Origin of the sequence: Fructobacillus fructosus KCTC 3544 (genome assembly GCF_001438695.1) — a bacterium.
Taxonomy (GTDB): domain Bacteria; phylum Bacillota; class Bacilli; order Lactobacillales; family Lactobacillaceae; genus Fructobacillus; species Fructobacillus fructosus.
The window spans coordinates 85,832-107,349 of sequence record NZ_JQBH01000003.1 but is presented as its reverse complement, the minus strand read 5'-3'; the positions used below and the strand labels follow the sequence as shown (position 1 = coordinate 107,349).

20 protein-coding genes are annotated in these 21,518 nt (G+C 46.3%); 19 read left to right on the top strand and 1 reads right to left on the bottom strand.

Features of this window, described 5'->3' with window-relative positions:
- Positions 1-325 precede the first annotated feature (325 nt).
- From serS to IV71_RS02375, 4 genes are all read left to right on the top strand, one after another.
- The gene (serS, locus tag IV71_RS02390) at positions 326-1,636 is read left to right on the top strand and encodes a serine--tRNA ligase (RefSeq protein ID WP_010691159.1); all 1,311 of its coding nucleotides are present in this window, start codon (positions 326-328) and stop codon (positions 1,634-1,636) included.
- Between the two features lie 151 nt (positions 1,637-1,787).
- Entirely contained in the window at positions 1,788-4,199 is a 2,412-nt protein-coding gene (secA, locus tag IV71_RS02385) for a preprotein translocase subunit SecA (RefSeq protein WP_010691160.1), read from the top strand.
- A 45-nt stretch (positions 4,200-4,244) separates the two neighbouring features.
- Complete coding sequence (gene prfB / locus IV71_RS02380) at positions 4,245-5,363, top strand: peptide chain release factor 2 (RefSeq protein WP_010691161.1); 1,119 nt, start codon at positions 4,245-4,247, stop codon at positions 5,361-5,363.
- Positions 5,364-5,482: 119 nt separating this feature from the next.
- Complete coding sequence (locus IV71_RS02375; protein WP_056995001.1) at positions 5,483-7,966, top strand: ATP-dependent Clp protease ATP-binding subunit; 2,484 nt, start codon at positions 5,483-5,485, stop codon at positions 7,964-7,966.
- Positions 7,967-8,057: 91 nt separating this feature from the next.
- Here the strand turns inward: IV71_RS02375 and IV71_RS02370 are convergent, their stop codons facing one another.
- Complete coding sequence (locus IV71_RS02370; RefSeq protein ID WP_114636113.1) at positions 8,058-8,723, bottom strand: prepilin peptidase; 666 nt, start codon at positions 8,721-8,723, stop codon at positions 8,058-8,060.
- Positions 8,724-8,997: 274 nt separating this feature from the next.
- On the opposite strand from IV71_RS02370, the gene rpsL reads away from it, so the two are divergent.
- From rpsL to rpsS, 15 genes are all read left to right on the top strand, one after another.
- A complete protein-coding gene (gene rpsL / locus IV71_RS02365; RefSeq protein ID WP_010691164.1) occupies positions 8,998-9,411 on the top strand; it encodes a 30S ribosomal protein S12 in 414 nt (137 codons plus the stop codon).
- Between the two features lie 17 nt (positions 9,412-9,428).
- Positions 9,429-9,899, top strand: a complete 471-nt coding sequence (rpsG, locus tag IV71_RS02360; RefSeq protein ID WP_010691165.1) for a 30S ribosomal protein S7 — start codon at positions 9,429-9,431, stop codon at positions 9,897-9,899.
- A 117-nt stretch (positions 9,900-10,016) separates the two neighbouring features.
- A complete protein-coding gene (gene fusA, locus IV71_RS02355; protein WP_010691166.1) occupies positions 10,017-12,128 on the top strand; it encodes an elongation factor G in 2,112 nt (703 codons plus the stop codon).
- A 161-nt stretch (positions 12,129-12,289) separates the two neighbouring features.
- On the top strand, positions 12,290-13,444 hold the full coding sequence (locus IV71_RS02350; RefSeq protein ID WP_010691167.1) for an ABC transporter ATP-binding protein: 1,155 nt from the start codon (positions 12,290-12,292) through the stop codon (positions 13,442-13,444).
- The gene (locus tag IV71_RS02345) at positions 13,437-14,264 is read left to right on the top strand and encodes an ABC transporter permease (RefSeq protein WP_010691168.1); all 828 of its coding nucleotides are present in this window, start codon (positions 13,437-13,439) and stop codon (positions 14,262-14,264) included. The genes IV71_RS02350 and IV71_RS02345 overlap by 8 nt, the downstream gene beginning before the upstream one ends.
- A complete protein-coding gene (locus IV71_RS02340) occupies positions 14,261-15,064 on the top strand; it encodes an ABC transporter permease (RefSeq protein WP_010691170.1) in 804 nt (267 codons plus the stop codon). The genes IV71_RS02345 and IV71_RS02340 overlap by 4 nt, the downstream gene beginning before the upstream one ends.
- Positions 15,061-16,140, top strand: a complete 1,080-nt coding sequence (locus tag IV71_RS02335; protein ID WP_010691171.1) for an ABC transporter substrate-binding protein — start codon at positions 15,061-15,063, stop codon at positions 16,138-16,140. The genes IV71_RS02340 and IV71_RS02335 overlap by 4 nt, the downstream gene beginning before the upstream one ends.
- Positions 16,141-16,235: 95 nt before the next feature.
- Positions 16,236-16,520, top strand: coding sequence for an ArsR/SmtB family transcription factor (locus tag IV71_RS02330; RefSeq protein WP_010691173.1), 285 nt, complete (start codon positions 16,236-16,238; stop codon positions 16,518-16,520).
- An 82-nt stretch (positions 16,521-16,602) separates the two neighbouring features.
- Entirely contained in the window at positions 16,603-18,066 is a 1,464-nt protein-coding gene (locus IV71_RS02325) for an MFS transporter (RefSeq protein WP_234781167.1), read from the top strand.
- Between the two features lie 302 nt (positions 18,067-18,368).
- Positions 18,369-18,677 carry a 30S ribosomal protein S10 gene (gene rpsJ / locus IV71_RS02320; protein WP_010691177.1) on the top strand — a complete coding sequence of 103 codons (309 nt, stop codon included), beginning with the start codon at positions 18,369-18,371 and terminating at the stop codon, positions 18,675-18,677.
- 56 nt (positions 18,678-18,733) lie between these two features.
- On the top strand, positions 18,734-19,417 hold the full coding sequence (gene rplC, locus IV71_RS02315; RefSeq protein ID WP_010691178.1) for a 50S ribosomal protein L3: 684 nt from the start codon (positions 18,734-18,736) through the stop codon (positions 19,415-19,417).
- A 26-nt stretch (positions 19,418-19,443) separates the two neighbouring features.
- Positions 19,444-20,067, top strand: a complete 624-nt coding sequence (rplD, locus tag IV71_RS02310; RefSeq protein WP_010691180.1) for a 50S ribosomal protein L4 — start codon at positions 19,444-19,446, stop codon at positions 20,065-20,067.
- Entirely contained in the window at positions 20,067-20,354 is a 288-nt protein-coding gene (gene rplW, locus IV71_RS02305) for a 50S ribosomal protein L23 (protein WP_010691182.1), read from the top strand. The genes rplD and rplW overlap by 1 nt, the downstream gene beginning before the upstream one ends.
- Before the next feature lie 22 nt (positions 20,355-20,376).
- The gene (rplB, locus tag IV71_RS02300; protein WP_010691184.1) at positions 20,377-21,213 is read left to right on the top strand and encodes a 50S ribosomal protein L2; all 837 of its coding nucleotides are present in this window, start codon (positions 20,377-20,379) and stop codon (positions 21,211-21,213) included.
- 17 nt (positions 21,214-21,230) lie between these two features.
- Entirely contained in the window at positions 21,231-21,506 is a 276-nt protein-coding gene (gene rpsS / locus IV71_RS02295) for a 30S ribosomal protein S19 (protein ID WP_010691185.1), read from the top strand.
- Positions 21,507-21,518 lie beyond the last annotated feature (12 nt).

Here is a 21,518-nt window from a genome sequence, read left to right as displayed (position 1 = left end):
TCCAGGATGGCCCATCAGAGGATAGTCGACTTCGGTCGGCTTTTTTTGTGGGTAAAAAACGCTTGTCAAAGTCTTCTTTCTAGCATACAATAAAGGTATCAACTCATCATAAGTAGGTCATTTCAGAAAGACAGCGGTTGTTGCAAGCTGTTAGACCGAAACTCCAATGAGTCACGAGTAGCGGGTAATGCCGCTCGGTTTCCACCGTTATCGGGTAATGAGTGCTGCATTTTGCAGAAACTGGGTGGTACCACGGATTGCGTCTTTTTCGTCCCTGACTTTTGTCGGATGAAAAGGCGCTTTTTGTATAGGAGGAGATGTTTCAATGTTGGATTTAAAGTATTTACGCAAAAATAAGGAAGAGGCAGCTAAAAAGCTTGCTGATCGTGGTGTTGAGCCGGGGACCCTTGAAGCGTTGTTGGCAAAAGATGAGAATCGTCGTGCTTTGATTGCTAAAGTGGAAGAAATGAAAGCTAAGCGTAACGAAGCTTCAGATAAGATTGCCTTTGCTAAACGTCAAAAAGAAGATGCTTCAGATGCCATTGCAGAAATGCAAGCTGTGGCAAAAGAAATCAAAGAAATTGACCAGACCTTGGCTGACTTAGATGCTGAAGTGAAGGAAGAAGCAGCTCACTTACCAAACATCGCAGAAGCCGATGTTCCCGTTGGACCTGATGAGGATAGTAATGTTGAGGTTCGAAAGTGGGCGCCAAAGGATTACGAGGGGCGTCCCCATGCCTTAGAAGAGGCACCAAAGTGGTTGAAGCCTCACTATGAAATTGGTGAAGACCTGGGAATTTTGGACTTCGAGCGTGGTGCCAAGGTTTCTGGCGCGCGTTTCCTCTACTACGTGGGTGATGGTGCTCGCTTAGAGCGTGCTGTGTATAACTTCATGTTGGATGAACACCGCAAGGAAGGCTACACTGAAATGGTTACGCCAATCGTGGTGAATGATTCCGCCATGTATGGAACGGGTCAGTATCCAAAGTTCAAAGACGATGCTTACCGTGTGCAAGATCTTGATCAGACCTACATTCCAACGGCTGAGGTGCCATTGACGAACTACTATTCTGGTGAGACTTTGCCAGCAGAAGATCTACCAATTTCATTTACGGCGCTGTCACCATCCTTCCGTAAGGAAGCCGGTGCCGCTGGTCGTGATACTCGTGGCTTGATTCGTTTGCACCAGTTTAACAAAGTCGAAATGGTGAAATTCGCCAAGCCAGAAGATTCCGATAACCAGTTGGAAATCATGACGAAGAATGCTGAAAACATTTTGCAAAAGCTGGGACTGCCATACCATGTCATCACTTTGTCGACGGGGGACATGGGCTTCTCTGCTGCTAAGACACACGATGTTGAAGTTTGGATTCCAGCTCAGAATATGTATCGTGAAATTTCATCTGTTTCCAATACCCGCGACTTTCAAGCTCGCCGGATGCACATCACCTACCGTAATGAGGATGGCAAACTTGAATTGGTTCACACGTTGAATGGTTCTGGACTGGCAGTTGGTCGTACGGTGGCAGCTATTTTGGAAAACTACCAAAATGAAGATGGTTCTGTAACGGTACCTGAAGTGCTGCGCCCTTACTTGGGTGGACAAGAGAAATTAAACAAGACGCCCCATCATTAATTCTTAATTAAAAAGTCCTAAAAAGCGCCAGGTCCTGCCTGTCTTTTTTGGGCTTTTTTTGCTATAATTAGGCTTAGTTTCTAAAATAATTCAAGATCATAATGACTTTTATGAAAGGGGCGTATCTGGGCAACTGGATACCGAACATTCGATGGCAAATCCTATTCGTAAAGCGCTGGATAACTCCCGGCACAAATTAAAGAAAATTGACAAGGTGGCGAACCAGGTCGAAGCGTTGGCTGATGATATGGCTGCTCTGTCCGATGAGGCCTTGCAGAAGAAGACCCAAGACTTTCAAATTCACATTCAAAAGGCCCTTGCTGGTATTAAAGACGACAAGGCGAAGCAAAAGGCAACGGCCAAGGTTTTGGATGAAATTTTGCCTGAAGCCTTTGCTGTAGCGCGTGAAGGTGCTAAGCGTGTTCTTGGTTTGTACCCATACCACGTCCAAGTGATGGGGGCCATCGTGCTTCATGGCGGAAACATTGCCGAAATGAAGACTGGTGAAGGAAAGACTTTGACGGCCACAATGGCGGTTTACTTGAACGCACTGGCTGGTAACGGTGTCCACGTTGTGACGGTTAACGATTACCTCTCGAAGCGTGATGCGGAACAGATGGGTCAACTGTACAATTGGTTGGGCCTTTCGGTCGGTATTAACGTTGGGGACGATTCACCCGAAAAGAAGCGGGCTGCCTACGATGCGGATATCACTTATTCAACCAACTTTAACATTGGGTTTGACTACCTTCGCGATAACATGGTGAACCGTGCGGAAGACCGTGTGATGCAACGTGGCCTAAACTACGCGTTGATTGATGAAGCGGATTCAATTTTGATTGATACGGCTCGTACTCCTTTGATCATTTCTGGTCCTGGTTCCGGCATTTCACCGCTCTACCAGCGTGTTGATCGTTTCGTGAAGACACTAACTCGTGACGAAGATTATAAAGTCGATGAGGAATCAAAGAACACGTCATTGACGCCCAAGGGAATCAAAGCTGCCGAAGTCTTCTTTAACTTAGATAATATTTATGATAGCGCCAACACGGCCTTGACTCACCACATTGACCAAGCGCTACGTGCTAACTTTAACTACTTACGTGATAAAGATTACGTTGTGCAGGAAGGCGAAGTGAAGTTGATTGACCAATCAACTGGTCGTATTTCTGAAGGAACTCGCTTGTCTGATGGTTTGCACCAAGCCATCGAAGCCAAAGAAGGCGTCGAGATCAAGGAAGAAAACAAGTCCATGGCGCAAATCACCTACCAGAACCTCTTCCGTATGTACAAGAAGTTGTCTGGTATGACGGGAACGGCCAAGACGGAAGAAGAAGAGCTTCTTGAGATTTACAACATGGAAGTGATTGAGATTCCAACGAACCGACCAATTCAACGTGTTGATGAACCTGACTTGCTCTACCCATCTTTGAAGTCAAAGTACAACGCAGTGGTCGACCGCGTGGCGGAGTTGCATAAGAAAGGTCAGCCTGTCTTGTTGGGAACTGGTTCCGTTGAATCTTCTGAATTGGTTGATAAGCTCTTAACTGCCCACAAGATTCCTCACAACGTGTTGAACGCTAAGAACAACGAAAAAGAAGCCGAAATCATTGCCAATGCCGGGCAAAAGGGTGCCGTAACGGTTGCCACCAACATGGCCGGTCGTGGAACTGACATTAAGTTGGGCCCTGGTATTGATGATTTGGGTGGCTTAGCGGTGATTGCAACGGAACGTCACGAATCACGTCGTATCGATAACCAATTGCGTGGTCGTGCGGGACGTCAGGGTGACCACGGCTTCTCACAGTTCTACTTGTCTTTGCAAGATGATTTGATGATTCGTTTCGGCGCTGAAAAAGTCCGGGCTCTCTTGCAACGAATGAACATGGATGATGAAGAAACGGTCATTACCCACCGTTGGATTACTCGTTCAGTTGAGTCGGCACAAAAGCGTGTTGAAGGAAACAACTACGATACGCGTAAGAATGTCTTACAGTATGATGACGTTGTTCGTGAACAACGTGAGTTGATTTACAGGGAACGTGATGCTGTTTTGGATGAAAAGGAGTCTCTCGATGATGCCTTAATGGGCATGGTTGAGCGGACAATTGACCGCGTGGTTGACGCGCAGACACCTGGTAAGGATGCCGAAAAGTGGCACTTAGATGAAATCAATACCTTTATTGAATCATCGATTACGTCACCAAAGCACGGTTCTGTTCGTTTGCAGAACCTAACTCGTCCTGAAATCAAGGAAAAGATTCTGGAGTTGGCTAAGGAAAACTTAGCTGAAAAGAAGGAAGCCTTGTATGACGAAGGACAGCTTTTGGCCTTTGAACGGGTAGTTATTCTTCGTTCCGTTGACCAACACTGGACGGACCACATCGATGCCCTCGACCGTTTGCGTCAGGGAGTTGGTCTTCGCGGTTATGGTCAGTTGAACCCATTGGTTGAATACCAAAACGAAGCTTTTGCTAACTTTAACAAAATGATTGCTGATATTGAGTATGATGCAACTCGAACTTTCATGAAGGCCGAGATTCGTACTAATTTGTCAGCCTAAGCACAAGGCGAACGATAAGTTCGCTTTTCTTATGGGAGGATTGCCATGGAAGTAGTGGCTGCCAAACAGGCTCTAGCTGGTATCCGAGAGGAAGTTGCCGGCTTTGAAAAAACATTAGATTTGGATGCATTGACGGAGGAAATTGCCGACTTTGAAAACCAGATGACCGAACCGGGTTTCTGGGATGATCAGCAAAAGGCCCAAGGTGTGATTGATGAGACCAACGTCTTGAAGAAAAGGCGGGATTCATTCTTAGCATTGGGTGAAGCAGCTGATGAAATCGAGATGTTGATTGAAATTGTTTCCGAAGACCCTGAAGATACCGATTCTGCTGAGGAGTTGGGCCAGTTGGTGGAAAAGACCCAGGATGCTGTCCAAGCCTATAACCTGGAACAGTTGTTGACGGGTGAATACGATGCCAACAATGCCATCTTGGAAATCCATCCTGGTTCGGGTGGAACTGAATCGACCGACTGGGGCGAAAAGCTTTACCGGATGTACACTCGTTGGGCCCAAGCCCACGACTTTAAAGTCGATGTGTTGAACTACAATGCGGGTGACGAAGCCGGTATTGACTCGGCCACGATCAAAGTTTCCGGGCACAACGCCTACGGATTCTTACGTTCAGAAAAGGGCGTGCATCGCTTCGTTCGGATTTCCCCCTTTGATTCGGCTGGGCGTCGACACACTTCCTTTGTATCGGTCGATGTTATGCCTGAATTGGATGACTCCATCGAAGTCGAAGTTCGTGATGACGACATCAAGATGGACGTCTTTCGTTCCGGTGGTGCCGGTGGTCAGAACGTCAATAAGGTGTCAACTGGTGTGCGTTTGACCCATGAACCGACTGGCATTGTTGTGTCATCAACGGTCGAACGTACCCAGTACGGTAACCGTGATTATGCCATGCGCTTGTTGAAGGCTAAGCTTTACCAGATGGAACTGGAAAAGAAGGAAGCCGAACGAGCGGCTTTGGCTGGGGAAAAGAAAGAAAACGGATGGGGTTCTCAAATCCGCTCCTATGTCTTACATCCCTATCAGATGGTTAAGGATCACCGGACGGGATATGAAACAAATCAACCGCAAGATGTCTTGGATGGGGACTTAGACCCATTCATTAATGCCTACCTTCAGTGGCAATTGGCATTGAAAAATCCAGATTAATCAAAAGCAGGTGAACGCCTGCTTTTTTGATTGGTCTGGACAAGACTTTATGTAACGTCTTGACTGCGTTATAATAGTAGCCAATTACGAGACGAATTGAATGAAAGAAGGAGTAGAACATGGCACAAGAATACACAAATTCAGCAAAGACTGCCCTGGCAATTGCCCAGGATCAAGCCAAGTACTTCCGCCACCTAGCCGTGGGAACGGAACACCTTCTTCTCGCGCTAGCGATGGAAAAACAAGGTGTCGCTGGTAAGATTTTGGCCGAGTTTGGCGTTACGGGCAAAGCCGTTCAGGAAGAGGTCGAACACTACACTGGTTTTGGTGTCCAACAGGCCTTTGACCCTGACCTCTACTTACCATACTCGCCAAAGGCTGGCAGCATCTTGAACTGGGCCAAAGAGCAGGCTGAAACCTTGGGGCAAACTGAAATTGGCACGGAGTTGCTCTTGTTGTCCTTGATTCAAGACCAAAGTATTTTGGCCGCCCGCGTGTTGCTCTCACTGGATGTCAACCTCACTGACTTGCAACGGGCGGTTCTTCGCCGACTAGGCGTCACGGATTTGCGTAAGCAGTTGAAAAAAGGACGTGTCAAGCAGCAGTCAATCGAAGGAACGCCAACCTTGGATAAGCTTGGCCGTGATTTGACTCAGGTCGCTCGGACAGAGCATTTAGATCCAGTCATTGGTCGGGATAAGGAAGTGCGGCGTGTTGTCCAGATTTTGTCACGACGGACTAAGAATAATCCCGTACTTGTTGGTGAACCTGGTGTTGGAAAGACCGCCATTGCTGAAGGATTGGCGCAGCGCATTGTGCAGGGACAAGTACCAGAAAATTTGAAGCACAAGCGCTTGATGGTTTTGGACATGGGTTCTTTGGTTGCTGGAACAAAGTACCGCGGGGAGTTCGAAGCTCGTTTGAAGCAAATCATCGACGAAATCGAAGCTGACGGGCAAGTGATTCTCTTTGTCGATGAACTGCACACCCTCGTGGGTGCTGGTGGTGCCGAAGGCGCTATTGATGCGGCCAATATCCTGAAGCCAGCATTGGCTCGTGGCGACTTGCAGTTGCTTGGCGCAACGACTTTTGATGAGTACCAACAGTCGATTGAATCAGACGCCGCACTGGAACGACGCTTCGCTCGGGTGACGGTTAATGAACCTTCGACTGAGGAGGCCATCGCTATTTTGAAGGGGATTCGCCCAAAGTTTGCTAGCTACCACCGGGTCAACATTGAGGATGGCGCCATCGAGGCAGCCGTGAAGTTATCTGCCCGTTACATTACGGGACGCTTCCTTCCTGATAAAGCCATTGATTTGATGGATGAAGCAGCGGCCAAAGTCCAAATTGATGCCGTTGATCAAGCAACGCCCGTTCACAAAGACCGGACAAAGTTGACGGCCATTGTTAATAAGAAAGAAGCGGCCATTGCTGACATGGACTTTGAGTTGGCAGCGGACCTACGCCTGAAAGAAATTGCTTTGCGTCAAAAGATCGATAAGGCGATGACCAAAGCGGAACGAAAAGAGGCAAGCCAGCATGCCTACAGCATGAAGGTGACGCCTGAAGACATTGCCACGGTTATTTCACAGCAGACGGGTGTACCGTTGAACCAAGTGCAGGAAAGCGAGTCTGACCAGCTTGTCAATTTGGAAAAAGAGTTGGGTAAGCGAGTGATTGGACAAAAGGCGGCGGTGTCAGCTGTTTCACGGGCTATCCGCCGTGCCCGCTCAGGGCTGGCTGACCCCAAGCGCCCAATGGGGACTTTCCTCTTCTTAGGACCAACCGGTGTTGGAAAGACTGAACTGGCCAAGGCTTTGGCTGAGTTGGTCTTCGGTTCGGAAGACAACATGATTCGAATCGATATGTCTGAGTATCAAGAACAGTACTCGGCCTCCCGTCTAATCGGGGCTGCTCCTGGTTATGTTGGTTACGACCAGGGTGGGCAATTGACCGAACAAGTTCGGAAGCATCCCTATTCAATTATCTTGTTGGATGAGCTGGAAAAGGCGAACAAGGATATCTACAACTTGATGTTGCAGGTCTTTGACGATGGGTTCTTGACCGATGCCAAGGGTCGTCGAGTGAACTTCCGTAACACGATTATCATCATGACGTCCAACTTGGGGGCAACCCGGTTGCGTGACGAAAAGACGGTTGGGTTCGGTTCTGTCGACCAAGCTGAGAATAAAGAGGCAGTAGCGAATAAGATTCGTGAAACCGTTAAAGAAACGTTCCGGCCAGAATTTGTGAACCGCATTGATGAAGTGTTGGTCTTTGATCCGTTGGAAGAACCAGAAGTTGAACAAATTGTTCGCCTGTTGTCCAAGTCATTACTTGAACGAGTAGCGGAGCAAGGGGTTAAGATTAAGATCACCCAAGCAGCAGTTAAAACCATTGCTGAAGAAGGTTATGACCGTGAATATGGTGCTCGGCCAGTTCGTCGCCTTATTCAAACGGCTATTGAGGATAAACTGTCGGAAGCGCTGCTTTCTGGTGAAATCTCAACGGCTGACATGGTGACGATTGGTGCCACAAAGGGTCAGATTACGTTGAAAATCAAAAAGGCTAGTGAACAAGCAGTAGTATCGAATGCTTGAAACAAATGAAAAGTCCAACCACCGTGTCGTGGTTGGACTTTTTTTGGAAGATTAAACGCTGTCTGAAGGTCGTTAAGTTGCTTCTACTTTTCTAAAAATGATTTTTTAAAAGTAGAATCAACCAGGAAAGTAAGAGGAATGGTAAAAAAGGCAAGGATTGATTCATTTTTTTAGAACAAAGATAGTCGAGTAGGGCGCTGCATGAAGCAATGGCGATGAAGAGCAAAAAATCAGCATCCGTGAAAGCAAGCATTGCGATTAGCAGAACAGGGAGATCGCCAAAACCAAGTTTGTGCAGAAAAATGAGAATGAGTACCTCGATAAGGATCCAAAACTTCATCCATGTCAAACAACTGGTCGTACTCTGAAGGTAAACAATCGGAACGACGAGGAAGAGCCAGTCACTGTGAGCCTTCAGTGCCTGGCTATCTTCACGAGCGAGAAAGAGGAGTGGGAATACTAGCCAATATTGCGGTTCGAAAGAAGGTGCCACCAAAGCCATGGTGATTGGAAAGAAAAGTTCGAAAAATACCCACTGTTTCTTACTAGTAAAAGTGGCATGACACTTTGAGCAACGAAAGGATTGAAAGAATGCTGAAAAAATGGGGATGAGCTGGTACCAGTTCAGTTGTGTCGTGCAATGGAAACAATATGAACGCTTCGTAAACAACGGGCGTTTTGCGATGGCGCGGTCGGCGAAACAACAGATAAGGGAGGCCAAAATGGATTGTAGCAGAAAGTTTAATAAGTAGTTCATACCAAATAGCACGAAAAAGCCTTCAAAAGCTCATCCAAGCTTTTATTCTTTCTTAATAAAAAAGCCGTAGAAAAGGTCGTAAATTGCCTTGACTTTGTCCCAGATAATGCTATTATATTGGACGTGCTTTTAAGACATGTGCTCTGAATATCGCGATAATCGTGATGAAGGGCGGTGTAAAGGCAAGTCTAAGCAGGACTTCCGGGAGCACTTTTGTTTAATGACAAAAATGATACACCTGGAACTGTGAAATGAAACGAAGGAGAATAGTAGGATGCCTACAATTAACCAATTGGTTCGTAAGTCACGTAAGTCTCAAGCGACTAAGTCAAACTCACCCGCTTTGAACTTCGGCTACAACTCAATGAAGAAGAAAGCAACTAAGAATGCTGCGCCACAAAAGCGTGGGGTTGCCACTCGTGTTGGAACTTTGACACCTAAGAAGCCTAACTCAGCTTTGCGTAAGTACGCTCGTGTACGTTTGTCAAACCTGTATGAAGTGACGGCTTACATTCCAGGTATCGGTCACAACTTGCAGGAACACTCGGTTGTTTTGATCCGTGGTGGTCGTGTTAAGGATTTGCCTGGTGTGCGTTACCACGTTATCCGTGGTGCACTGGATACTGCCGGTGTTGAAGGTCGTATGAGCTCACGTTCTAAGTATGGAACAAAAGCTCCTAAGAAGTAAAAAGGAGAGGAAAACTTATGCCACGTAAAGGTTATACGAAGCGTCAGGAAGTTTTGCCTGACCCAATTTACAATTCAAAGCTGGTTTCCCGTTTGATCAACAAGTTGATGATCGATGGTAAGCGTGGAACGGCATCAACAATCTTGTATGATGCCTTCGACCGTATCAAGGAAACAACTGGTAACGATCCATTGGAAGTTTTCGAACAAGCCATGGAAAACATCATGCCAGTATTGGAAGTTAAGGCCCGCCGTGTTGGTGGATCAAACTACCAGGTGCCTATCGAAGTTCGCCCAGACCGTCGTACGACTTTGGGTCTCCGTTGGTTGGTTAACTACGCTCGTTTGCGTAACGAACACACAATGGACGAACGTTTGGCCAAGGAAATCATCGATGCAGCAAACGAAAACGGTGCATCAGTTAAGAAGCGCGAAGACACGCACAAGATGGCTGAAGCCAACCGTGCCTTTGCTCACTACCGTTGGTAGGATGAATCGGTTAGCTTGCTAACCGGTTGCTTCTTAGCAATGAATATTCTTTTTAAAAAGCGAACTGAAACTAGGTCGCTTTTTCTTGCAAATAACGAAAAATTTTAGGAGAACACAATGGCAAAGCGTGAATATCCGCTTAACCGTACTCGTAACATTGGTATCATGGCCCACATCGATGCTGGTAAGACGACGACGACTGAGCGTATCTTGTACTATACTGGTAAGATCCACAAGATTGGTGAAACGCACGATGGTGCTTCACAAATGGATTTCATGGACCAGGAAAAGGAACGTGGAATTACGATCCAGTCTGCCGCTACGACGGCCGTTTGGCGTGGATTCTTTGACCAATACGAAAAAGATCCATTCCGTGTTAACATCATCGATACCCCAGGTCACGTGGACTTCACAATCGAAGTTGAACGTGCCCTCCGTGTGTTGGATGGTGCCGTAGCCGTGTTGGATGGTGCTGCTGGTGTTGAACCACAGACTGAAACTGTTTGGCACCAAGCGACAACTTATAACGTCCCACGTATCGTCTTCGTTAACAAGATGGATAAGTTGGGTGCAGACTTTGCAATGTCTGTTGAATCAATGCACGAACGTCTTCGTGTTAACGCCGAAGCTATCCAATGGCCAATCGGTGCCGAAGACGACTTTGCTGGTGTCATTGATTTGATTACGCAGGAAGCTTACTACCCAACGGATGATCTTGGATCAACTTGGGAACCTAAGGAAATCCCTGCTGACTACAAGGACATCGTTGCAGAACGTCGCGAAAAGTTGATTGAAGCGGTTGCTGATGTCGATGAAGAATTGATGAACAAGTACCTTGAAGGGGAAGAAATTTCAGTTGACGAATTGAAGGCGGCTATCCGTCGTGCAACGTTGGCTTTGGAATTCTACCCAGTTCTTGCCGGTTCTGCCTACAAGGATAAGGGTGTTCAAATGATGTTGGATGCCGTTGTTGATTACTTGCCATCACCTTTGGAAGTTCGTCCTTATGTCGCTACCGACCCTAAGACGGATGAAGAAGTTGACTTGGTTGCCGATGACTCAAAGCCATTCGCTGCCTTGGCATTTAAGATCATGACGGACCCATTCGTTGGTCGTTTGACGTTTATGCGTGTTTATACTGGTTCATTGAAGGCTGGTTCATACGTACAAAACACTTCTTCTGACTCACGTGAACGTGTTGGTCGTTTGCTTCAAATGCACGCTACTTCACGTACTGAAATCGAAGAAGTCTTCTCTGGTGATATCGCCGCTGCCATTGGTTTGAAGAACACCACAACTGGTGATTCTTTGACGGCCGTTGACCACCCATTGATCTTGGAGTCAATGGAATTCCCAGAACCAGTTATCGAATTGGCCATCGAACCAAAGACGAAGGCCGACCAAGACAAGTTGGCAACTGCTTTGCAGAAGCTTGCTGAAGAAGATCCTTCATTCCGTGCCACAACGAACCAGGAAACTGGTGACACGTTGATCGCCGGAATGGGTGAATTGCAGTTGGACATCATGGTTGATCGTATGAAGCGTGAATTCAACGTTGAAGCCCAAGTTGGTGCTCCTCAAGTTGCCTACCGTGAAGCCTTCACGAAGGACGTTAAGGCGCGTGGATTCTTCAAGCGCCAGTCTGGTGGTAAGGGACAGTATGGTGATGTTTGGATTGAATTCTCACCAAACGAAGAAGGGGCAGGCTTCGAATTCGAAGACGCCATCGTCGGTGGTGTTGTTCCTCGTGAATACATCCCTTCAGTTGAAGCAGGTTTGAAGGACGCTTTGAACGCAGGTCCTTTGGCTGGCTTCCCATTGGTTGACTTGAAGGCTAAGTTGTACGATGGTTCTTACCACGATGTCGATTCTTCTGAAGCTGCCTTTAAGATTGCCGCTTCATTGGCATTGAAGGAAGCTGCTAAGACTGCCGGTGCCGTTATTTTGGAACCAATCATGGCGGTTGACATCGTTGTTCCTGAAGAAAACCTTGGTGATGTGATGGGACACGTTTCCGCACGTCGTGGTTTGATTGAAGGACAAGAAAACCGTGGACCTGTTTTGGCCGTTAAGGCTCAGGTACCATTGTCAGAAATGTTCGGTTATGCAACGACTTTGCGTTCAGCTACGCAGGGACGTGGAACGTTCCAGATGGTCTTTGACCACTACCAGGCCGTTCCAAAGAACGTTCAAGAAGAAATTATCAAGGAACACGGCGGCGAAGCATAAGCTTTCCCCCATTTTCCTTAAAGCGGATGAGCTTTTGCTCTTCTGCTTTTTTCTTTGTCTAGAAAAGTCGGTCTGGACCGCTTCAAAAACGGCCATTTGCAGACTATACGAGTTGCCGTTGCCGTTGTAAAATAGAAACACTGAACGATTGGAGAGATTGCATGCAAGTAAATGAAAACATCCTGGAATTTAAGCAGGTTGCCTTATCTTTTGGTGAGACAGAGGTGCTCAAAAACATTGACTTGGAGCTGGATTCCGGTCAGTTTTATACCTTGCTCGGCCCCTCGGGTTCGGGAAAGTCAACCATTTTGAAGCTGATTTCCGGTCAGTTACAGCCCTCTTCTGGCCAGGTGATTTTTGATGGGAAAGTCATCAACGATCTTCCTGCTGAAAAGCGTCGGGTGAACACGGTTTTCCAAAACTACTCCCTTTTTCCAAACATGAATGTTTTTGACAACGTGGCTTTTGGACCTCGCTTAAAGAAAATGCCGGAAGAAGCCATCGAGGAAAAAGTGAAGGAGATGCTTGCTTTAGTCAAGTTGGCTGGCTATGAAAACCGAGAAATTAATGAATTATCTGGTGGACAGCAACAGCGAGTGGCCATTGCCCGAGCTCTGGCTAACGATCCTGAGTTGCTTTTGTTAGATGAGCCCCTATCAGCTTTGGATTACAAACTGCGGAAGGTTTTGCAGACTGAACTGCGGACCATTCAACGCCGTCTAGGAATCACCTTTGTTTTCGTGACCCACGATCAAGAAGAAGCCCTGGCTATGTCGGATTGGATTTTTGTCATGAACGATGGGGTCATTCAGCAACAGGGAACACCAGAAGACATCTATGATGAACCGGTTAATCATTTTGTGGCTAACTTTATTGGGGAATCCAACATCGTTCCCGGTGTGATGAAGTCTGACTACGTGGTGCACTTTGTTGGGAAAGACTTTGAAAACGTGGATGCCGGTATGCGGCCAAACGAAGCGGTTGAAGTGGTTTTGCGTCCGGAAGATTTGGATTTAACGACACCCGAAAAGGGAAAGCTGGTTGTCACAATTAAGAACCAATCTTTCCGGGGTGACTATTATGAAATCATGGCGCAAGACGACGATTTGAATCTCTGGCAAGTTCAAGCAACGAACCCGGCCGTTATCGGTTCGCGGGTTGGGTTGACTTTTGACCCGGAGGACATCCACATTATGCGCTATAACGAGTCGGAAGCCGAGTTTGACGCTCGTTTAGAGGCTTACGAAGATGATGAAACGCCAACGGATCCCTCTGATTCCGCTGATAAAGTCCCCGAGGTGTTTGACCATGAATAGCACCAAGAAACGTTTTACAGAGGCTTACCTAGGTGTTTATGGACTCTGGTTGCTGGCGTTCGTGGTGGCGCCGTTACTGCTCCTGCTGATTCAATCACTGAACGTGCCGGGGCAGGGCTTGTCGTTAGCGAACTACCGCGACTTTTTCACCTCCGGTCCATACTTAGCCATGACGGTTAATTCAATCTGGTACGCCTTTTTGATCACGGTGATTACTCTGGGGATTTCCTATCCCTTGGCACTTTGTTTAACAAAGCTAAAGCACCGGCAATTTTGGTTACTGTTGGTTATCTTGCCAACCTGGATCAACCTATTGTTGAAGACTTACGCCTTCATCGGCTTGCTGGGCAAGGACGGGCTACTTAATCAGAGTATTGAAGCCATGGGATTTGGTAGTCAACAGCTGCTCTTTACTAACGGGGCTTTTTTGTTGGTGGCGGCTTATATCGAGCTCCCCTTCATGGTATTACCCATCTATAATGCGTTGCTGGATATTGATCCTTTGCTACCGGCTGCATCTCGCGACCTTGGCGCCTCATCGTTTCAAACGCTTAAAAAGATTATTTGGCCATTATCCATGCCCGGGGTAAAAACCGGGGTGCAAACTGTCTTTATCCCCAGCCTCTCCCTCTTCATGATTACACGCTTGATTGGAGGAAACAAAGTGATCACTCTGGGGACAGCCATTGAGGAGCATTTTTTGGTGACGCAAAACTGGTCCTTTGGTTCAACGATTGGTGTCGTCCTAATTATCGCCATGGCACTGACAATGGCGCTTACTACGGATCGAAAGAAAAAGAAAAGGAGGCAACGTAAATGAAAATAATTGAACGTTTTTGGTTAGCCTTTTGCTTTTTCTTGCTCTATGCGCCCATTCTCTTTCTTGCGGTATACTCGTTTAATTCAGGTGATGCAATGCAGGGCTTTGCTGGCTTTTCCTGGGTCCATTATCAGGAACTGTGGCAGGATACGCGTCTTTTGCAAATTGTTTTAAACACTCTGATTCTGGCTTTGACGTCTTCCTTAATTGCAACGGCAATTGGGACCATTGGTGCCTTGGCAATCTACCGTACGGAACGAAGGTTATTAAAGCAGACCCTACTTGGACTGAATAACGTTTTGTTAGTTTCGCCTGATGTCATTATCGGGGCTGCCTTTTTGATTTTAATGACGGCTCTGGGGTTAAAACTCGGTTTTTTGACGGTGCTTTTGGCCCATGTCGCTTTTTCGATTCCAATTGTGGTGTTGATGGTCTTACCAAAGTTGCAGGAGATGAACCGGGACTTGGTATTAGCCGCTTCTGATTTGGGAGCGAAGCCCACGGAAGTCCTGACTAAAGTCACGTTGCCCGTGATAGCACCGGGAATTTTTGCCGGTTTTTTCATGGCCTTGACCTACTCGCTGGATGACTTTGCTGTGACTTTCTTCGTGACGGGAAACGGCTTTTCAACTTTGGCGGTGGAAGTGTACTCCCGTGCCCGTCAAGGCGTCTCGCTGGAAATTAACGCACTGTCGACGATTATGCTGGGGCTGGCTTTCGTGCTGGTGTTGGGTTATTACGCCTATAGCCAAAAGACGACCAGCCGGAAGGCGACCAAGCTAAAGGAGAAAGTCAAATGAAGAAATTAATGATGACTTTCGGCGGTATTTGCCTCGTCATTGTGGCGTTACTTGGCTTGCAATGGGGCTTGACGGCCTCTAGAAATCAGCAATCCTCTGGGAAAGATACGCTGACTTTTTACAATTGGGGCGATTACATTGATCCCAGTATCCTGACGGACTTTACGAAAGAAACTGGCTACAAGGTCAACTACCAGACTTTTGATTCGAACGAAGCGATGTACACCAAAATTCAGCAGGGCGGGACGAACTTTGATTTGGCCGTTCCTTCTGATTACATGGTGGCGAAGTTAAAGGACGCGGGTCTGTTGGCAAAGTTGGACAAAAAGCAATTGACGGGTATGAATAATTTAAATCCGCAGTTCTTAAACCAATCTTTTGATCGTGGCAACCAGTATTCTATCCCGTACTTCTGGGGCACTCTTGGTATTTTGTACAATAAAAAAGAAGTCAATGGTTCAGAACTGACAAATTGGTCTGCTCTTTGGTCAGCTAAGTATCGAAATCAAGTGCTACTGGTTGATTCTGCTCGGGATATTCTCGGAATGACGCTCATCTCCCAAGGTAAGTCCGTCAACGATCAAAACGTGGCGGACCTTGCTGCTGCCCAAGGAAAGCTTTCTTCGCTGATGCCAAACGTGAAGGCAATCGTGGGGGATGAATTAAAGCTTTATATGGCTCAGGGGGAAGGTAGCCTGGCCGTTACTTATTCTGGTGAAGCTAAGAACGCCATGGAAAGAAACCCTGATTTGGCCTACACGGTACCGGAAGATGGTTCCAATCTCTGGCTTGATAACCTGGTTATCCCAAAGTCTGCCGAACATAAACAGGCGGCCTATGCCTTGATGAACTACCTAAACCGACCTGATGTTGCTGCTAAAAATGCACAGTACATTGGTTACGCCACGGCGAACAAGGCGGCTTATGAGCGACTGCCAAAGTCTGTTCAAAACGACAAGGCCTTTTATCCCAAGCAGTCCGTGCTCGACCGGTTACAGGTTTATCAGAATTTTGATCAACACTGGACACAACTCTATAACGATGCCTTCCTGGAATTTAAGTTGGGAAAGTCGTGAGAAAAATCGTTGATTGTTATACGAAAAGGAATTGATTGAATCAATTCCTTTTTTTTGACCTTGAAAAACTGTTGGAATAGGACTACGATAGTTTCATGACAATAGAACAAGAAGATCAAAAACGTGCCGAAATATTCAAAACACTATCAGACGAAAATCGCTTAAAAATGATTCGAATTTTGTACAAGAGTCAGCGAGAAATGACTTGCGGGGAAGTGGGGAATGAGCTTTCGATTAGTAAGTCAACGGTCTCTTATCACTTTAAGGCACTTCGTTCTGTCCAGTTAACGAACACAAGACGGGAAGCACAGAGCAAGTTTTTATCGTTAAACCTGGAAACGTTTGCGAAGTACCTTCCTGGTTTTTTGGATTCATTATGAATCCTTTTCTTTTAAGTTTGTTGTTCTATTGTTGTCGAAATACTGAAATAAAGAAAGTGAGTGCAAGAAAATGGATGTCAGTTTGAAGAGGCGGCTATTACTCGTAGCCATCTTGTTTGCGACTTTAATGACTTCGATTGAAACCACGATTATCACGACGGCCTTAACAATCATTGTCAGTCAGCTGAATGGACTCCGTTATCAAAGCTGGGTTTTTGCCGTTTATTTGTTAACGATGGCGGTTAGTACGCCACTTTTTGGAAAGTTGGCCGATCAAGTCGGACGAAAACCGATTTTCATTAGTGGCATTCTGCTCTTTTGTTTTGGGTCACTCGGCTCAGGCTTATCTATCAACATGCTTGAATTGATTGGGTCGAGAGCAGTACAGGGGATTGGCGCAGGGGCAATCATTCCGCTAACGTTTACGATAATTGCCGATTTATACGACTTTGATGAGCGACCAAAGGCCCTTGCTTTAAATAATACGGTCTGGGGGATCTCGGCTTTACTCGGTCCGCTGTTAGGTGGTTATATTGTGGAGTATCTTAGTTGGCACTGGGTCTTTTTTATTAATTTACCCTTTGGGATTTTAGTCTTCATCATTATTTTAACTACCTATAAGGAAGAACGACCGGTAAAGTCGAGTTTGAACGTTGATGTAGTCGGCTTGGTCAGTTTGAGTACTGTTTTGGTTACGCTCCTTCTTTTTCTTCAGTTGATATCAACCAATTCGGTCAACCTGAGGATGCTGTTAATTTTAGTTGTTGGATTTCTGATTGGTCTCTGGCAGTTTTTCAGGAATGAAAAAAGGAATCCAGAAGCGATTATTCCAGTTGATTTATTCAAAAGTCGCGTATTTGTCACTCAAATCATCACCGCTCTATTGTTGAGTGCGGTGCAAATTGCTTTTCAAACTTACTTCCCAATGTGGCTACAAGTGGTGTATGGCTTATCGCCCGCAACTGCGGGACTAGTCGTGACGCCAAGTCCAATCTTTTGGTTGCTGGCTTCCTTTTCAGTCGGATATCTTCTCAGGCATTATGCCCCAAAGTCCATTGCAGTTGCTTTAACTATTATTCTTTTCATCAGTTACCTGCCAATTGTTTTCATTGGGAGCGCAACGCCAATTTTTGTCTTTTATATCGTGTCAGCAATCACTGGCTCTATTTTGGGAATCGTCATCACCATGAACATCTTGGTCGCTCAGAAAGTGTCAAAAGGCAGTGAGCTTGGCTCAGCAACCTCCATGATTACATTAGGGCGTTCACTTGGACAGACTTTTGCAACGGGCGTTTTTGGGATGGTGTTTAATTTAACGGTACAAATGCGGGTTATACCAGCAGCTAATCATCAGCTAAAAAATTCCATGATGAACCGACTAGTCAGTCATTTGCTACCGGATGGATTCTTAAAAAATGAAATAGATCGCCTATTTATCCTTTGCATGGAGCATATTTTTCTATTAGTACTCTTATTTTTGCTAATCGCGCTTATCATTAATATTAAGTCCCACGTTCATTCAATTAACCAGTCGTCAAAAATTTAATGCATTAATTTTCTTTTTTGGTTAAAATAAGCGAAAGAACCTGGGCAACAAAACTGTCAAAAATTTCATAGAAAAACGCTAAAAACCCTTGTCTGACAAGGGTTTTTCTGTTATTATATTCAAGTACGCCTTTTGGGGATGCCGATGCAAACCCGCTAAAAAGACTGGTGTATCAACGTTTAGCGATGATGATTAAGGTTGCGACACGCGCGGCCGCGTTGCCATGGGCGCGCAAACACAACATGTGTTGTCGGTTTTTGATCGGAGTTAGCTGATTTACAAAATCAACGAGGAGGCAGAAAATGGCACAAAAGAAGATCCGTATCCGCTTGAAGGCATACGAACACCGCATCTTGGACCAATCAGCGGACAAGATTGTTGAAACGGCAAAGCGGACTGGCGCAGAAATCGCTGGCCCAATTCCGTTGCCAACTGAACGTTCTTTGTACACGGTGCTTAGCTCACCACACAAGTACAAGGACGCCCGCGAACAATTCGAAATGCGGACGCACAAGCGTTTGGTCGACATTGTGAACCCTACTGACAAGACAGTTGACGCATTGCGTAAGCTTGAATTGCCAGCAGGTGTTGCAATTGAAATCAAGCTCTAATTAATGAGTACCACCCGCTGAACATGAGTTCAGCGACGAAATGAAGGAGATTAGTCATGACTAAAGGTATCTTAGGCCGTAAAGTCGGTATGACTCAGGTTTTCACTGAATCTGGTGAATTGATCGCCGTGACTGCTGTTGAAGCAACACCAAACGTTGTCTTGCAAGTAAAGACGCAAGCAACTGATGGTTACAACGCTTTGCAGTTGGGTTACCAAGACAAGCGCGAGATTTTGTCAAACAAACCTGAACAAGGCCACGTTGCAAAAGCCAACACAGCCCCTAAGCGCTACATTCGTGAAGTCCGTGATGCGGAAGGCGAATACAGCGTTGGGGATGCAATTGCTGTTGACACTTTCCAAGCCGGTGAATATGTTGATGTTACCGGTGTTACTAAGGGACACGGTTTCCAAGGTGCAATCAAGAAGCTTGGACAATCACGTGGACCTATGAGCCACGGTTCCCGTTACCACCGTCGCCCAGGTTCAATGGGTGCCATCATTAACCGTGTTTTCCCTGGCAAGCTTTTGCCTGGACGCATGGGTAACAACAAGCGTACGATGCAAAACATTGCCATCGTGCACGTTGACGTTGAAAACAACCTCTTGTTGTTGAAGGGAAACGTTCCTGGCGCCAACAAGTCATTGTTGACAATCAAGTCAACGGTTAAGACAAACGCAAAGCACCCTGAAATCAAGATGGCCGGTTCAAAGCCTGCTGCTGATTCAGAAGAAAACTAAACTAATAGAAAGGAGAACAATCAATCATGACTAAAGTTGCTGTATTAAAGCAAGACGGTTCAAAGGCTTCTGACTTGGATTTGAACGAAGAAGTATTTGCCGTTGAAGCGAACAACGCTGTGATTACCGAAGCCGTCTTGATGCAACGCGCATCAATGCGTCAAGGTACGCACGCTGTCAAGAACCGTTCTGCGGTTTCTGGTGGTGGACGTAAGCCTTGGAAGCAAAAGGGTACTGGTCGCGCACGTCAAGGTTCAATCCGTTCACCACAATGGCGTGGCGGAGGAATCGTCTTCGGACCAACTCCTCGTTCATACGCATACCGTATTAACAAGAAGGCTTATAACTTGGCCTTGAAGTCAGCCTTGTCACAAAAGGTTGCTGACAACAAGTTGGTTGTAGTTGACGCTTTGGCCTTTTCAGAAGCTAAGACAAAGGACTTCAAGCAAGTTCTTGCAAACTTGGCTGTTGATTCAAAGGCCTTGGTAATCGTTGACGGAAACAACGAAAACGCTATCCGTGCTGCTCGTAACTTGGCAAACGTTCAAGTGATGACTGCTGCGGGCGTTAACGTCTTGGACGTGGTTAACGCGGACAAGCTGGTGGTTGTTCAATCAGCGATCGAAGAAATCCAAGGAGGTCTCGCCTAATGGATGCACGCGATATTATCCGTCGCCCAATCATTACCGAAGCTTCAATGGCGCAAACTGAAAACAAGCGCTATGTCTTTGAAGTAGACGTACGGGCAACTAAGCCAGAAATCAAGCGAGCTATCGAATCAATCTTCGATGTACAAGTTGCTCGTTTGAACACCGCAAATGTAAGCGGTAAGAAGAAGCGTCAAGGTCGTTATGTTGGATTCACTCGTAAGATGAAGAAGGCTACTGTGACTTTGAAGGCTGACTCAAAAGATATTCAAATCTTTAACGAAGGTTAATTTTAAATAGGAGGATAAGACATTGGCTATCAAGAAGTACAAGCCAACCTCTAACGGACGTCGTAACATGACTTCTTCTGATTTCTCTGAAATCACGAAGTCAACGCCCGAAAAGAGTTTGTTGGAAAAGAAGTCAAAGACCGGTGCGCGTAACGCACAAGGTCGCATGACTGTTCGCCACAAGGCTGGTGGACACAAGCAAGCCTACCGTATTATCGATTTCAAGCGTGTCAAGGACGGCAAGTTCGCGACTGTTAAGGCTATCGAATACGATCCAAACCGTACGGCTAACATTGCTTTGATCGTCTATGAAGACGGAATCAAGAGCTATATCTTGGCGCCTAAGGGATTGAAGGTTGGCGATAAAGTTCAATCTGGTCCTGATGCCGATATTAAGATCGGTAATGCCTTGCCATTGAGTGCTATTCCTGAAGGTACTTTGATTCACAACATCGAATTGAAGCCTGGTAAGGGTGGCCAATTGGCTCGTTCAGCCGGTGCATCTGCACAGGTTTTGGGACGTGACGGTAAGTATGTCATTGTTCGTTTGACTTCAGGTGAAGTACGTTTGGTCTTGGAGACTTCTCGTGCAACCATCGGTGAAGTTGGTAACGCCGAACATTCATTGATCAACTGGGGTAAGGCTGGTCGTAACCGTTGGCGTGGTATTCGTCCACACGTTCGTGGATCAGTAATGAACCCTAACGATCACCCACACGGTGGTGGTGAAGGTAAGGCACCAGTTGGTATGCCTAGTCCACTTTCCCCATGGGGTAAGAAGACTGCTGGTAAGAAGACTCGCGACAAGAAGAAGAACTCAACGAAGTTCATTATTCGTGGTCGTAAGAAGAGTAAGTAAGGGAAAGGAGATAACTAATGGCTCGTAGTTTAAAAAAGGGACCATTTGCGGACCCGCACTTGCTTAAGAAGATCGAGGCCCAAGCGGACCAAGAAAAGAAGTCAGTGATCAAGACATGGTCACGTCGTTCAACGATTTTCCCAAGTTTCATCGGCTTCACGATCGCAGTTTACGACGGTCGGAAGCACGTTCCTGTTTATGTCCAAGACGACATGGTTGGTCACAAGTTGGGTGAATTCGTTCCAACTCGTACTTTCCGCGGACACAAAGTAGACGATAAGAAGACTAAGTAAGGAGGAAATGCA